The 15,394-nt window shown below is 37.4% G+C and carries 17 protein-coding genes and 1 tRNA gene; 10 read left to right on the top strand and 8 right to left on the bottom strand.

The genetic code is table 11. From position 1 onward, the window contains the following. The first annotated feature begins 37 nt into the window (after nt 1-37). From frr to KFE94_05290, 9 genes are all read left to right on the top strand, one after another. Entirely contained in the window at nt 38-601 is a 564-nt protein-coding gene (gene frr, locus KFE94_05330; GenBank protein UTW67533.1) for a ribosome recycling factor, read from the top strand. 121 nt (nt 602-722) lie between these two features. Then, the gene (locus tag KFE94_05325; GenBank protein UTW67532.1) at nt 723-1,754 is read left to right on the top strand and encodes an asparaginase; all 1,032 of its coding nucleotides are present in this window, start codon (nt 723-725) and stop codon (nt 1,752-1,754) included. A 3-nt stretch (nt 1,755-1,757) separates the two neighbouring features. Continuing rightward, complete coding sequence (locus KFE94_05320; protein ID UTW67531.1) at nt 1,758-3,836, top strand: tetratricopeptide repeat protein; 2,079 nt, start codon at nt 1,758-1,760, stop codon at nt 3,834-3,836. A gap of 179 nt (nt 3,837-4,015) precedes the next feature. Continuing rightward, nucleotides 4,016-4,102 (top strand) — tRNA-Ser (locus KFE94_05315). A 57-nt stretch (nt 4,103-4,159) separates the two neighbouring features. Beyond that, nucleotides 4,160-5,002 carry a MotA/TolQ/ExbB proton channel family protein gene (locus tag KFE94_05310; protein UTW67530.1) on the top strand — a complete coding sequence of 281 codons (843 nt, stop codon included), beginning with the start codon at nt 4,160-4,162 and terminating at the stop codon, nt 5,000-5,002. A gap of 11 nt (nt 5,003-5,013) precedes the next feature. Then, entirely contained in the window at nt 5,014-5,409 is a 396-nt protein-coding gene (locus KFE94_05305) for a hypothetical protein (GenBank protein ID UTW67529.1), read from the top strand. A gap of 6 nt (nt 5,410-5,415) precedes the next feature. Continuing rightward, entirely contained in the window at nt 5,416-6,003 is a 588-nt protein-coding gene (locus KFE94_05300; GenBank protein ID UTW67528.1) for a biopolymer transporter ExbD, read from the top strand. Nucleotide 6,004: 1 nt separating this feature from the next. Continuing rightward, nucleotides 6,005-6,475, top strand: coding sequence for a biopolymer transporter ExbD (locus tag KFE94_05295; protein ID UTW67527.1), 471 nt, complete (start codon nt 6,005-6,007; stop codon nt 6,473-6,475). Nucleotides 6,476-6,581: 106 nt separating this feature from the next. Further along, on the top strand, nt 6,582-7,145 hold the full coding sequence (locus KFE94_05290; GenBank protein ID UTW67526.1) for a biopolymer transporter ExbD: 564 nt from the start codon (nt 6,582-6,584) through the stop codon (nt 7,143-7,145). Here the strand turns inward: KFE94_05290 and KFE94_05285 are convergent. Further along, a complete protein-coding gene (locus KFE94_05285) occupies nt 7,142-8,053 on the bottom strand; it encodes a CPBP family intramembrane metalloprotease (protein ID UTW67525.1) in 912 nt (303 codons plus the stop codon). The two genes, KFE94_05290 and KFE94_05285, sit on opposite strands and share 4 nt — an antisense overlap. 46 nt (nt 8,054-8,099) lie before the next feature. Here KFE94_05285 and dusB point away from each other — a divergent pair, with 46 nt between their 5' ends. Then, entirely contained in the window at nt 8,100-9,098 is a 999-nt protein-coding gene (gene dusB / locus KFE94_05280; protein UTW67524.1) for a tRNA dihydrouridine synthase DusB, read from the top strand. On the opposite strand, the gene KFE94_05275 is transcribed toward dusB, so the two are convergent. From KFE94_05275 to KFE94_05245, 7 genes are read right to left on the bottom strand one after another with little or no spacing between them, the layout of a single operon-like run. After that, complete coding sequence (locus tag KFE94_05275; protein UTW67523.1) at nt 9,095-9,631, bottom strand: DUF2867 domain-containing protein; 537 nt, start codon at nt 9,629-9,631, stop codon at nt 9,095-9,097. The two genes, dusB and KFE94_05275, sit on opposite strands and share 4 nt — an antisense overlap. Before the next feature lie 9 nt (nt 9,632-9,640). Beyond that, the gene (locus tag KFE94_05270; protein ID UTW67522.1) at nt 9,641-10,828 is read right to left on the bottom strand and encodes a hypothetical protein; all 1,188 of its coding nucleotides are present in this window, start codon (nt 10,826-10,828) and stop codon (nt 9,641-9,643) included. Further along, a complete protein-coding gene (locus KFE94_05265) occupies nt 10,829-11,521 on the bottom strand; it encodes an ABC transporter ATP-binding protein (protein ID UTW67521.1) in 693 nt (230 codons plus the stop codon). Between the two features lie 17 nt (nt 11,522-11,538). Then, nucleotides 11,539-12,753, bottom strand: a complete 1,215-nt coding sequence (locus KFE94_05260; GenBank protein UTW67520.1) for an ABC transporter permease — start codon at nt 12,751-12,753, stop codon at nt 11,539-11,541. Between the two features lie 24 nt (nt 12,754-12,777). Further along, nucleotides 12,778-13,998: an ABC transporter permease gene (locus KFE94_05255; protein ID UTW67519.1), complete on the bottom strand. Its 1,221-nt coding sequence runs from the start codon at nt 13,996-13,998 to the stop codon at nt 12,778-12,780. Between the two features lie 10 nt (nt 13,999-14,008). Further along, nucleotides 14,009-14,737: an outer membrane lipoprotein-sorting protein gene (locus KFE94_05250; GenBank protein UTW68218.1), complete on the bottom strand. Its 729-nt coding sequence runs from the start codon at nt 14,735-14,737 to the stop codon at nt 14,009-14,011. A 19-nt stretch (nt 14,738-14,756) separates the two neighbouring features. Beyond that, nucleotides 14,757-15,341 carry a TetR/AcrR family transcriptional regulator gene (locus KFE94_05245; protein ID UTW67518.1) on the bottom strand — a complete coding sequence of 195 codons (585 nt, stop codon included), beginning with the start codon at nt 15,339-15,341 and terminating at the stop codon, nt 14,757-14,759. Between the last annotated feature and the right edge of the window lie 53 nt (nt 15,342-15,394).

Below are 15,394 nucleotides of genomic sequence, written 5' to 3'. Positions count from 1 at the left end.
GTTCAAAATTGTTTATTTGTAGCACCAAGAAAAAAACATGGAAGAAGAATTAGAAATGATTTTTGATATGGCCAAAGAGCAAATGGAAGCTTCTATGGACCATTTAAAAAGAGAATTATTAAAGATTAGAACAGGAAGAGCAAATCCTGTAATGTTAAGTAGTGTGATGGTTGAATATTACGGCTCAAAAACACCTTTGAGTCAGGTTTCAAATGTGACCACTCCAGATGCACATACTTTAATGATTCAGCCATTCGAAAAATCTTTGTTACAAGAAATAGAGAAATCAATAATCAATTCTAATTTAGGATTAAATCCGCAAAACAATGGCGAGATGGTCATTATCAATGTGCCAATGTTGACTGAGGATAGACGTAGAGATTTAGCAAAGCAAGCTAAAGCGGAAGGGGAGCATGCAAAGGTAAGTGTACGTAATGCGCGACATGATGCCATGCATGAGGTGAAGAAGTTAAAAGACAATCACCTATCTGAAGATGCCGCAAGAGATGCGGAAGATGAGATCCAAAAAGATACGAATAGTTATTCTAAAAAGGTGGATGATTTGGTAGCTGAGAAAGAAGCAGAAATCATGAAAGTCTAGTTATTTTAGATTTTATAAAATAGAATTAGGAAAGGTCGCATTTTATGCGGCCTTTTTTTATGATTTGATTTTACGATTTCTAAAATCCAAAAGGTATATTTGGGCATCAAATAAGTGGATAATGCAACAACCTTCTAAAATATTAATGATATATACAGGCGGTACGATAGGTATGGTCGAAGATATTCATTCAAAGGCATTACACCCATTTGATTTTAGTCAGATTACAGAAGAAATTCCGGAATTAAAAAAGTTGAATTGTGAGATTAATACGATTGCTTTTGATGTTCCGATAGATTCTTCGGATATCTCGCCCAAACATTGGAATAAACTGGCTAATTTAATAGCTGAAAACTATACACAATACGATGGTTTTCTGATTTTACATGGAACAGATACCATGGCATATACCGCTTCAGCATTGAGTTATATGTTGGAAGGTTTAAATAAACCGGTGATTCTTACAGGATCTCAATTGCCTATTGGAGTATTAAGAACGGATGGGAAGGAGAATTTGTTGACTGCCATAGAGATTGCCGGAGATAAAGATGCGAACGGAAAATCAATGGTAGGTGAAGTAGCCATCTATTTTGAGTATAAGTTGATTCGAGGTAATCGTGCACATAAGAGTAGTACCATGCACTTTGATGCTTTTCATTCTCCAAATTTTAGAGATTTAGCAGAAGCTGGTGTAACAATAGAATACAAGAATCATCATTTGAAGCCATTTGGTGATGGGAATATCAACGTGGTAGAATTAAAAAGTCAGGATATATTTATCTTGCCTGTCTTTCCTGGAATGCCTCAAAGTCAGGTGGAATCGGTATTAAGAAGTCCGGATAATTGGGCGATTCTTTTGATCACCTTTGGGGCAGGAAATGTGCCGATGTTACCCTGGTTTTTGAATGCCATTGAAGAAGCCGTGACCAATGAAAAAGTCATTGTGAATGTCACACAATGCATAAAGGGTAGAGTCAACATGGAGTTATATGCGAATGGACGTAAGTTACAAGATCTGGGAGTGATCAGTGGGGTAGATATTACTTCTGAAGCTGCGTTGACCAAGTTGATGTATTTGAAAGAAAAGAATTTAACCTTAGAAGAATTAAAACAACAATTTGAAACTCCTTTGAGAGGAGAGATAACAGTTTAAACTATGCGTAAATCCAAAGCAGATAAGAAAAAAGTAACTCCTCCTTCAGAAGATAAGGCACAGAATATTTCGAAAGCTCCTCAGGTAGATATGAAATGGAAGGTGATTCTATTTGTATTTGGATTCCTGTTATATGCGCAAACTGTAAACTTCGAATATGCACTGGATGATAAAATTGTAATTATCTCTAATCAAATTACCACCAGAGGTTTTGATGGCGTAATGGATCATTTCTTTTATGATTCTATGGATGGGTTTTGGGCAGAGCAATATGGGATTGATGTGGCTGATTTGGACAAGGATGCCTTGGTGGCTGGAGGTCGTTATCGTCCGTTATCTTTAGTGTCATATGCTATAGAATATGAGCTATTTGGAGAAAATCCATGGTGGAGCCATTTGATCAATGCTTTATTGTATGGAGCAACAGGGCTGGTGTTGTTTCATTTAATGATGCGGTTGTTTCCCTCATCTTTGAAAAAAGATATTTGGAAAACCATTCCTTTTTGGACGACACTTTTGTTTTTAGCCCATCCATTACATGTTGAGGTGGTCGCGAACATAAAAGGCCGTGATGAGATTTTGAGTTTATTGTTTGGGTTAATGGCATTAATTCAAACTTTGAAATATGTAGATTCCAGGAATAATCAAAATTTGATCTGGGCATTTGGACTTTTGTTTTTAAGTCTGATGTCTAAAGAAACCACAATTGCGTTTGTAGCCTTAGGACCGTTAATGATGTATTTCTTTGATATAGGTAAAATGAAGGACTGGAATAAGTCTTTTGTGGTTTTACTTGGGGCTGGTGTTTTGTATACTCTAATTCGTTATATGGTAATTGGTGGAGGAGCGGATACTGAAGTCACAGAGCTAATGAATGATCCATTTCTGTATGCAAATGGTAGTGAGCGATTAGCCACCATCTTTCTGGTTTTTGCAGCTTATATCAAGTTGTTGTTTATGCCTTTCCCTTTAACACATGATTATTATCCGTATCACCTGCCATTTCTAGAAGATGGGCAACAATATGCAATTTGGTCCGACTTAGGGGTGATTGCCGGAGTACTGATAATGTTGGGGCTTTTGTGGGTAATCATAAAAGGGTTTAAACGCAAAAGTATTTATGCCTTTGCGGCTTTGTTTTTTCTGGGGACAGCGATTCTGATTTCGAATTTATTCTTCCCTATTGGTGTTTTTATGAATGAGCGTTTTATGTATGCGCCAAGTATTGGAATGTTAATGGCACTCACATATTTTTTACTGGAAGAATTACCCGCAAAAGCCAAAAGCTTTAAGCCTGTGACTGCCATTGGTTTAATGGGAGTAGTCACAATTGTATTTTCCGGAATGACTTTATCCAGATCTCAAGCGTGGAAAAATGACGCAACATTAGCGCTAACTGACGTGGCAACTTCTACGGGAAGTGCCAAAGCCAATATGGCTGCGGGAGATGCCTTGATCAAAGAAATTAGTGAGGAGAAAAATCCCGATGTGAAAACTGAAATGATCAATGAAGCATATGGGTATTTAAAGACTTCATTGGATATTTATCCGGAATATTTCCCTCCATTGGATTTATTAGGTAAGCTATACTTTGAATCAGGAAATTACGCTGAATCTATCAAGTTTTATGGTTACTGTGTCGAAAGAAAGCCTACAAAGCAGAGTTTTAAAGATAATATTTTCTACATCGGTAATAAATTAGCGCAGGAATTAAGATATGAAGAAGCCGTACAGGCATATGATAAAGCATTGACTTATTCACCAAATGATAAGCGATATTTATTGGCTGCCGCACAAGTTTTTGCAAGAGATTTAAAAAATCCTTCACGTGCTTTACCTTACATGGAAAAGGCATATCAGTTTTATCCTAATGATGCCGATGTTGCTGAGAAATTAGCAATTACCTATGCAATGTTGAATAGGTATCCTGATGCTATTCAGATACTTGAGCCATTGTATCAAGCCAACCCGAATAATGCGAGTATTATGAAAAACCTGGGGATTGCGTATTACCAATCCGGGCAAATTGAGCGTGGTACGATTTTGGTAGAGAAAAGTCAAACCTTAAATCAACCAAAGTAAACTAACCGTGTTCATAAAATTAACGTTAACAAAATAGAAAACAAACATTTTAGGCTTACATAATTTATAGGAATGATGTATAATTGCGTCCCGCTATGAAAATGAGATTTTGATTCCATTGGAAAAAATTAATTTTTTTGTAGTTTAGTGGCCGTTTAAAAACGAACTTGGTCATAACAGGAGAGGTGGCCGAGTGGCTTAAGGCGCACGCTTGGAAAGCGTGTGTACTCGAAAGGGTACCGAGGGTTCGAATCCCTCTCTCTCCGCTGGAATTTGTAAACAATTAATAAATAGAAAATAAGAATAATTAAATCTGATAAATCATGAGAAAATTTCTAGCCGTATTGGCTGTTGCAGGAGTACTTACATTTGGAGTAACAAATGTTGTAAATGCACAAGAAGATTCAACTACTGAAGTGATGGCAGACGACACAGCTAACGCTGCTGCTGTTGAAGAGGAAGTTGTAGAAGAACCAGCTGAAGAGCCTGCTGCTGCAGCTGAAGTTGAAGAGGCACCGGAAGTTGAAAAAACGTTTCATCAAGCTGTTAAACAAAAATTCATCGAAGGTGATGCAGGATTCATGTCTTTCGTTGCGTTGGCATTAATTTTAGGTTTAGCTATTGTTATTGAAAGAATTATTTATTTAAGTATGTCTTCATCAAACACTTCTAAATTAGTGAATGATGTAGAAACTGCATTAAATACTGGTGGTATTGACGCAGCAAAAGACATCTGTAGAAACACTGCAGGACCAGTTGCAAGTATTTTCTATCAAGGATTAGATCGTTACGATGAAGGTATCGAGATGGTAGAAAAATCAGTAATTGCTTACGGTGGTGTTCAAGTAGGACAATTAGAGAAAAACGTTTCTTGGATTTCATTGTTTATCGCACTAGCACCGATGTTAGGTTTCTTCGGAACTGTAATTGGTATGATTAGCGCGTTCGATGCGATTGCAGAAGCAAACAACATTTCTCCAGGGATTGTGGCTGTAGGTATTGGTCAGGCATTGATTACTACGGTTTCTGGTCTTTTGGTAGCAATGGTATTACAAGTATTTTATAACTATATCGTATCTAAAATTGATTCTATCACCAATGACATGGAAGATGCTTCAATTTCATTGATCGATATCTTAGTTAAATATCAACACAACAATAAATAATCCCTGCTGATATGAAAGATAAGATTTCATCTATAGCAATGTTGGTCCTCATAATCTTAGGAATTATCCTATTTATTATGTCGATCACTGGGAATGTTGATCCAATCTTATACGGCTCGTACGTGTATTTTGGAATCGGGTTAGTTGTGGCAATCATCGGTGGTGCTATCGGATTGATCGCGAACCCGAGTAGTATTAAAGGAATGGCAATCGGTATCGTAGGTATGTTAGTTGTGCTAGGTATAGCATACGGTATGGCTGACGGATCAGATGCTTCAAGCTATCCTGTTGGAATTACTGAAGGAATGTCTCGTTTTTCTGGAATGTTATTATACGCAATCTACATTTTGTTTGGAGCGTCAATCGTAACATTGGTATTTGCGAGAGTATATAGTTTAATGCGTTAATAGATTATGGCAAAAAGAGAAGCGCCAGAAATAAACGCGGGTTCGATGGCCGACATCGCCTTCCTGCTGTTAGTATTCTTCTTAGTTACGACTACGATGGATTCTGATATGGGAATGATGCGTAAGTTGCCGCCAACGCTACCGCCAGATATGCCAAAGCCACCACCGATTAAGGATCGAAATGTATTTGTTGTATTGGCAAATGCGAACGACCAACTTTTGGTGGAAGGTGAGTTGATGGACATTTCTGAGTTAAAGGAAGCTGCCAAAGAATTTATCGCAAATCCATTGAATAAAGAAGAACTTCCAGAGAAGAAACAAGTGGAAGTAAAATACTTTGGAAATGTGATGGTTTCAAAGCAGGTGATTTCTTTACAGAATGATAATGGAACATCTTACAAATTGTACTTGCAGGTGCAAAATGAGTTAGCTGCAGCGTATAATGAATTGCGTGATGATTTAGCAATGAGAGAATTCGGAGTGTCTTATGAATCATTGGTTGAAGACGAAGAAAAGGATAAAGTAAAAGCTATTAAGAAAGTTTATCCACAAAGAATTTCTGAGGCTGAACCAAAAAATGTAGGAGGAAACTAATATGGCAGGTAAGTTTAAAAAAGATAACGGAAAGGGCGAACCAGCAATTTCTACGGCATCTTTACCGGATATTGTATTTATGCTTTTATTCTTCTTCATGGTAACTACTGTGATGAGAGAGGTAGATTTAAAAGTGAAGGTGAGTACACCTGAAGCTACTGAAATCTCCAAGTTTAAGAACAAGTCTTTGGTAACTTACATCTACATTGGTGAACCGAATGATGCTAAAGTATACGGAACAAGTTCCAGGATTCAATTGGGCGATGCGTTTGCAGAAGTTGCAGATGTAGGACCATATATTGAGACTGAACGTAATACACACGATGAGGCTGAGGTGCCATTATTAATTACTGCTTTAAAAGTGGATAGCGATACTAAAATGGGTATTGTGACTGAAGTAAAGCAAGAGTTAAGAAAGGTATCTGCATTAAAGATTAGTTATTCCAGCCGTGAAGGATCTGTTGTGAAATAAATAATATTCTATTATAAGAAGAAGGGGAGCAAAAGCTCCCCTTTTTTTATGCCAGAGTTTTTGGTGTGATATTTGATTTTTACAAGGTAACCCAAATTGTAAAATTATGAATACGCGAATTACCCCTGAACTAAATGCTGGCTCTATGGCGGATATAGCATTTCTATTACTTGTTTTCTTTTTAATGACCACAACTATGGATGATGAAGCCGGAATGATGAGAGTCCTTCCTGATCCGGATCAGAAAAGCGAAGCAGAAATTTTAAGAAGGAATGTTTTAGAAGTATGGGTAAATGCTGATGACCGAATCATGATCGAAGGAGAACTGGTATCTTTAGATCAGGTGACACAGATTACCAAAAATTTTATTTTAAACGTAAATGATAATGCCAACTTCCCAGAGAAAAGATTAAAGGACATTCCTTTCTTTGGGGAGATGATGGTATCAAAGCAGGTAATATCGCTGCAAAATGATAAAGAAACATCTTATAGGATGTATTTGCAGGTGCAAAATGAATTGGTAAGAGCATACTCTGAATTAAGAAATGATTTGTCTGATCAAAAGTTCGGACGCACGTATGAGGAACTCAAGAAATCAAATCGCAAAAGCGAATGTGACGCAATTAAAATGATTTATCCTCAAAGAATATCTGAGGCTTTACCCAACTAACCATGAGCGAGTTCTGATCGGTTTTTATAAATGAGATATCCGGATAACCCTATTGCCACAATTGAAGGTAAAATAATCATGGGGTCCATGTTATTTTCAAAACTTTGTGTAGCTATTTCTGATCCGTAAATAATAGCAAAAATCAGAGCCAGAAAATTGTTTGTAAAATGTGCTAAAATTGCAGTCCATATATTCTTGGAATAGTAGAATAAGTAACCAAACAACATTCCAAGAATGAGTCTGGATAGAAACCCTAAAAACTGTAGGTGAAAAGCACTGAATATAGCAGCGGTTATAAAAATTGCCAAATGAGGGTTTTTAAAGGATTTCTCAAATTCTTTTTGTAGGACTCCTCGAAAAAGTAGTTCTTCTCCTACGGCAGGAAGTATGGCCATCATTAGAACGTTAATCGCAATATCCGAAGGAGTATCCATTATTAGGATGACTTCCATCAATTTATCATTGGCATATTGCATATTACGCATCCAGTCCTCAATAGATTGCATAGAGTCTGGTAGATGCCATTGGGTATTCCATTGTGCCAGTAAATTAATAAAAGGAATAGCAAATAAAGTGCTAACAACAACCAGTGCCAGAGATCTTGGTATTGGGAATTTACCTATGTTCAGCCCGTTTGCGATTGAAGGAGCAGTGAGATACCCAAAAATCAGAGCCGGGAGAATGAATAAACCCATTTGAGAAGTTATCTGCATCAGTTTGGCAATGAGAATATTTTCCTGAGAACTTGTAGCGGTAAGTGTACCTCCAAAATCCGGGGATAATCCAAAAATCAGAAGTATTCCGGTTAATATGAGCAAAGAAACAATCATGCAGATGGCCATTAAAGCAATAAGTAATAAGACCTTACCAAAAGATCCGGAATGACTAAAACTATTTTTTAAAGGCATAGATTGTATTTTATGTAATATTGCAGCATCGCAAAGAAATCAAAAAGTGGTAAAGATTGATCAAATTGAACTGGGAGAATTTCCATTATTATTAGCTCCAATGGAGGACGTAAGTGACCCACCTTTCCGTGCATTATGTAAGGAATTGGGTGCTGATTTAATGTATTCGGAGTTTATTTCAACAGAGGGACTCATTCGTGATGCAGTAAAAAGTCGTGAAAAACTGGATATTTATCCGGAAGAACGTCCAGTTGGAATCCAAATTTTTGGTCATAATAAGGATTCCATGATGCGCTCGGCTGAGATTGTGGAGGAAGCGAATCCTGAGCTTTTGGATATTAATTTTGGATGTCCTGTGAAAAAAGTGGTTTCAAAAGGAGCTGGTGCAGGTATTTTAAGAAACATCCCTTTGATGGAAGAACTGACTGAAGCCGTGGTGAAAGCGACTAAACTTCCGGTAACTGTAAAAACCAGATTGGGTTGGGATGATGATACCAAGAGTATTGTAAGTACTGCTGAAAAACTACAGGATGTAGGAATTAAAGCGATATCTATTCATGGTCGTACGCGTAAGCAGATGTATAAAGGTGAGGCTGATTGGAGTTTGATTGCGGATGTGAGAAACAATCCGAGAATGCACATACCAGTATTTGGTAATGGTGATATTGATTCACCCGAAAAAGCTGTGGAGTATAAAGAGAGGTATGGTGTGGATGGGATTATGATAGGGCGTGCTGCTATTGGTTACCCCTGGATTTTCAATGAGATTAAACACTATATGCGTACAGGAGAGCATTTAGCTCCTCCAACAATTCGTGAACGTGTAAGGGTGGCTCGTAAACATTTGGAGTTATCTGAAGGCTGGAAAGGAGAACGTAGAGGAATTGTCGAAATGCGTAGACACTATACCAATTATTTTAAAGGAATTCACAATTTCAAAGAGGTGCGTCAGGTTTTGGTAACTTCTGTGGAGTTGAATGAATTGTATGATACTTTGGATAGTATAGTGGAGCGATACGAAAGGGGAGATTTTGAGAGACGCTAGATCGATTGCTGATTTTTTATTTCTTTAATGATGCCTTTAACCATTACCGGTACAATGAGTCGATGAAATGGTTTGACAGGAAAGAAGTATAATTTGCCCCAGAAGTTGTGAAAAATAACTGTAGTGGTAATTTGTAATATTTGAGAGTCAGATTGTTGTGGTTTCAGTAATAAAGAAACTCTGAAATCTAAATGTGTATCATCTTCACCCAGAATGATTTCATTTTCTGAGCGTTGGTATACTTTAAAGAATCCTAGTTTTTCACCAGGTTGTCCGTTAAAATTTCTAATAACAGCAGAACGATCTTGTAAGTGTGGTGCAGTTTTAAGTCCGAAAACACCAACTATTTTATTTCGCAATGAAAATAGAGTTTCAAGCCATTTAGGTGAAGCACTCATAAACGATTTTGCTACCGATAGAATATCAAACTTTTTGATTGGATCAGAAAATTCAGATAGATAGCTATCAAAGTAGTTGTATTTGGTATGAGATAGTAAAGAGTTCGTTGGAAACGGTGATTTTTGAATATTCATGAGTCTAATTTAGAAACTCCATTTGAGCCTCAAAAATATGCCATTTCCCTGGTTGGTAAATTGTCTTTGTGTATTATCTCCCCAGAAAAGTTGCCCTACCAAATCAATATCCCAATTGGTTTTGATGCTATAGGTAACCGTAGGGAAAAAGATCAACCAGTTTACCCCAAAACCATAGAACCCACCCGCATTTACAGATAATACCGGATTAATTGGTTTAAGGAAGTTTACAAATACTGTGTGCTTATTGGGCATCATCGTTTTAGCATTTGGAGTAAATGTACTTAATGAAAGTGCGTTTTGAGGGTGATCTGTTCCACCACTATTTAATAAGTATGAAAGCATACCAGTCCAGCCGCTTTTAAATCCATATTCTAAAGTTGTGGAGAAACTCAAAATACCGGTTGCCGAAGAAATGCTATCGTAGGGAATGAAATAAGTGCCCTCGCCTTTGAATCCAGCTTGCTTGATATTACCGGCCCAACCTAATCCCACAGCGAGGTCTTCTTGATATTTACCGGTCAAAACCTGAATATCGTATGTGTGCGTGTTAAATTTATATTTAACAGCTGCCACATTGTTTTTAGGGTCTTCAGCCCATTTATAAGCCACGTCAATAGAGCTCATTGCACCAACATAATATTGTACGCGTACCGCATCTGACCCTGGACGTTCTTCGTAATCGAAGTCCAGATAGTTGAGTGCGTTAAAAAGATCATTGGGATTCCATACCGTATTGAGGCCCCAATTTACCCTTTGGCGTCCTACGCGAATTTCCCAGTCTCCTTTCGCATAATCTAACCACAAACGATCCATAATGGAGTTGATGATTAGAGAATTACCATTCACCCACGTACGTTCCAGGTTTAGAGTTCCATCATATCCTTTAAGTTGATCAGAATAAGAATTACCCGTTGCATTTCCAGCAATAACGCCTCCTTTAGTCACCTCGCCATAAAAAGCACGAATTCTGGCTCCGGCTCCAAAAGTGAAGTTTTTAGGTAGTTGAATTTTAAGGTTCAGCCGGTTATGAATAAGGTTGTCGGTCAGGATTGTATCTGTATTTTGAATCACATTCGTTTGCATGTATTTCAAATAACCACCAAATTGAATGTGATCTTTCAATTTATAATTGCTCTGTGCCTGAATCTGAGATAAAGCAATAAAGCTTAGAAATATGAATAGAATTCTTTTCATTCAAGATTGCTTTACGGTAACGTCATCCACAATTTTACCATCATCTAAATGCACAATTCTTCTCGCACGATCGATTACTCTTTGATCATGGGTAGAAAAAACAAAAGTGATTCCTTCTTCCTTATTCAATTTGGCCATAATATCTAAAAGATCTTTGGTAGAGTTTGAATCCAGGTTAGCAGTTGGTTCATCGGCAAGAACAAATTTAGGTTTAGATGCCAACGCACGGGCCACCGCTACTCTTTGTTGCTGTCCACCAGATAGCTCAGATGGTCGTTTATCTGCTTTATCTGCAATTCCCATTTCTTCCAATAGTTCAAAAGTCCTTTCCGAACGTAGTTTTTCATCCTTTTTTTGCAAAAGCATAATAAACTCTACATTTTCTTTAGTTGTTAAAACCGGAATCAGGTTATACGCCTGAAACACGAAACCAATATTATTTAAACGAAAATCAATTAAATCACCATCGCTCATTTGAGTAATTACGGTACCATCAATTTCCACATGTCCACTTGTGGCATCATCTAAACCTCCAAGAATATTTAATAAAGTTGTTTTTCCACAACCTGAAGGTCCGACAATGGCTGTAAATTCACCTTCCTCTACGTTTAAATTAACATCATTTAATGCATGTACCGGAATGGTATCAGCGTTGTATGTTTTCTTTACGTTTTTTGCTTGTATAATACTCATGATCAATGAATTTCAAATTATAATTTTTGTAGGGCTTCTACAGGTTTTAAACTAACTGCTTTATATGCCGGGTAGGCAGCACCAACGATTGTGGTAATAAATACGCCTACAGATACAATGATGTAAACCGAAGGTTCCAGATATGGATACAAATCACTTGAATATCCAAAGGCTTCAAGCCCTTCCGAATATTCGGTAAGATCGACTCCTCGCTCGTGATAATAGCTCACGTTAAAGTATCCCAGAATAAGTCCGAAAGGTGTGCCAACCAGACCTAAGAATACCGTTTCAACAACAATCATGAAGAAGACTTTTGACTTGTTCATTCCCACAGCCATAAGCATCCCAAGTTCCTTTATTCTTTCCAATACAGCCATCAGCATGGTGTTGATGATGCCAAAAACCAATGCGATTAAAATAATAGCCATCAAAATGTATAGCATGTTTCCAAAGGTCTCGGAGATGTAAGCCAGGTCGGGAGAGATTTCTTTCCAATCTTGAATGAGGTCTTCTTTGTATGTCTTTTTGTATTCGGAAATGATATCTTGTTCTTCACTTTGTGTATGCGTAAGTGCAGCAATTTCGTGGTAGTTCTGATCAATTCCCAGCAAAGTTTGAATGTCTGAATCTCGTACAAATGCGGTGCCTTCATTTAAATTGACGGCTGAACTTTTGATAATTCCAACAACTCTAAATGCTCCCGAAATCATTTCACCATCTTTATCTGAGAAGGTCAATACAATTTTAGATCGAATTTTTACATGAAGCTCTTCAGCTAATTTAGAACCAATGATGACCGGATTTCTTTTAACTCCTTCAAAGTATTTTCCTTCAACAAGAATAGAATCTAAATGGGTTACCTGTCTTTCGGTTTCTATGTTTAACCCTCTGATCTCAACACCGCTTGCTTTTTTGGCCGAAGCGATCATCCCGTTTAAAATAACTCTTTGAGTCACTGCAATGACTCCAGGTATTTGCTGTAGATATTCCGACTTTTCAATAGCATCTGGGATGTAATAATTGACATCTCGGTCTTCATGAAATATCGGGTGATGAATCTGAATATTCGAAGTGTTATAGTTAATCTGGTCAGAAATATAACTTACGATAAACCCGTTCATAAAACCTGTTCCAGCTACCAAAGCCCATACACCTACGGCAATTGAGGAGATCACAATCAAGCTTCTTGATCTATTTCTCCAAACGTTTCTCCATGCAATTTTTACTAACATATCAGTCGTTTAAGTAAGTTCAACTTATTCACCACGCATGGCTTTTACAGGCTTTAATTTTTGAATAGATCTGATGGGGTAAAAACCTAATAAGAATGCCATAAAAAATATAGCCCAGGCTTGATTTAGGAATAACTCAGGATTTAATGAAAATCTTAGAAGTGCTTCAACACCTTTGTTTTCTGCCGCTACAGCCATATCTCCGGTCAGTTTTACAGGATTGTTATGCAGGTGAATGAGGAATGGGAGTGTAATGCTAATCCCAATGAATAAAGCCAAAAAGGTCATCATTAACATTTCCAGAGCAATAACAATCTGCATTTTGAGTCGACTCATACCAATGGAAATCATGACTCCAAATTCGTATTGACGTTCGGCTGTCATCATCATAAAGGTTCCAAGCATTCCAAATCCAATAACCAGATATAAGATGTACAACATAAACTTGGAGCTTAGATTATCTATTTCAATGGCCTGAAGCAATTCTGGTGTGAGTTCCTGCCAATCCATAACTTCCAGAGTTTCTAAATCTACCTGTGATTTTATTGTTTGATTGACACCCTCTACCCGATCTACCTGATCGACCATAATAGAAACACTAGTCAATAAATCAGCAGCATCAAAAAGCCATTGTGCTTCTGCGACAGGGAGGAATACCGATTGATCGTTCTGAACTTTTACCGGGAATTTGACGATTCCTTTAATGGGGTAAATTGCAGCAGCTGATGAACCATGATATCCTTGTCCCAATAGGACTAGTGTATCTCCAATTCCCATTCTGAGATATTTGGCTAATCCCTCTGATATAAGAACCGCTTTATCATCGATGTTCAGGTATTCTCCTTCCACCAGTTTGTCTTTTAATCCTGTTAGACCGTCTTCGGCAATAGGATCAATTCCCATGATCAAAGAACCGCGAGTTTTAGTGCCGTAAGCAGAAAGAATAAAAGACTCTACTCTAGGTACAACATCTGTAACTCCTTCAATTTGATGAAGAGTTCCCAATAGGTGACTGTCTAAAGCCATACTGTTGTCGATGACTTTATCGTCCCAATACCCTTTTTGATGTATCTGAATATGGCCGGTATAGAATCGAACAGAGTTCTCAATCATGTTTTCGTAAGAACCCAGCTGTACGGAACGCATGAAAATGGCCAGAATAACAGCAAACATAATGGAGGCAATTGTGAGATAAGATCTCCGTTTGTTTCTCCAAATATTTCTCCATGCCAGTTTAAAAATCATAGTTCAGGATTTAATCGTTTGCAGTCACTGTTTTCATCTTTCTGGTTGTAAAGAAGCTTTCATCGATTACGATATCGAATTTCATGCTATTTTGAGTCATGATTGTTTTGTTTCCAGGTTTGTCCGCTGGGATCATTTCCATGACTGAAGGGAGCATTTTGCCATCAAACATTTTAGGATTTTTACCCAGTAATGTATTGATGAGATATCCATCTTCATCATAATATTCTACCTTCATTTGCATGTATTCTTTTTCATCGATCCAAACTACAACCTTACCCCAAACAACGGCAGCATCTTCTTTAGGAATCATTTCGATTTTATGACATGAATAACCTTCAATTGTTTCCTTACCTATCAGATGGTGTTTGTAATCGGTAATCATAGATGATTGTTTGACAAGATCATCATTAGTGAAATCAGTTCCCATCCAGTTTTGAGTCATCATGGACGGTGGAAGCTTGATAATACGTTCAATACTTGGAGTATAAGACCATACTTCTTTCTGGCGGTTAAGAAAAGTACTTCCGGCATCTCTTTTAGGTGAGATCAAATAGGTCATAGAATAATCTCTACCTAAAGACCAACTAACCATCGTCATTTCACGCGTATAATTTGGGCGTACAATAGTGATGGTCGTCTCTACTCTGGCACTTTTACCTTTGAGTTTATCATCCGATTTGGTTACAATTTCTAATGCGCTCTGTCCCCATGACATAAGAGGTAAAAGGAACAAGATTAAAATAAGTCGTTTCATATTAGATGTTATTAAGTTCGTATTTGTTTAATAGATATTGATGCATTCCTTTTGAATCGTAATTGGGAACGAGAATCTGATCCATACTGATGCCATCGAATAGCGCTCCAAAAGCCCAGGCTTCTTGTTCAGGATATGGGTAGTTAAGTTCCTGGAATATTTTTCGAACAGCGCTAATGGCCATCTTCGTTTTTTTAGTGACCAATTGGGCTACAAACGGATACCTTCCCACTTGAAATGCCATAGGAAGCATCCATGACATGAGTTCGGCTTCTTCTTTGGCGATGTTGAAGTATTCATCAATGATATACTTCAGGTGATGCTTAGGAGTTTCAAATTCTATTTTTGGATAAATAATATTGTCCCCAATTTCGGTAAGAAATTCTACGATACCCCGAACAATATGTTCTTTAGATTCAAAATGGTAATAGACCAGTCCTTTGGATATATTGGCCTCTTTAGCTATTGCATTTACAGAAGTACCTTCATATCCGTTTTGTCCAAAAAGTCGCATAGATGAAAGAATGATATTCTTTTTGGTTTTTGCCCGAATTTCCAGGTTTTGTTCTCTAGTTCTGGGAGACATAGTAGTAAATCTTAAAACAAAATAATGGGAATGTTTTAAGTCGACCAAGCGGT

The organism is bacterium SCSIO 12643 (assembly GCA_024398135.1).
In the GTDB taxonomy this organism is placed as follows: Bacteria; Bacteroidota; Bacteroidia; order Flavobacteriales_G; family Salibacteraceae; genus CAJXZP01.
The sequence above is the reverse complement of the archived record's forward strand: the minus strand, read 5'-3'. Positions and strand labels throughout refer to the sequence as shown.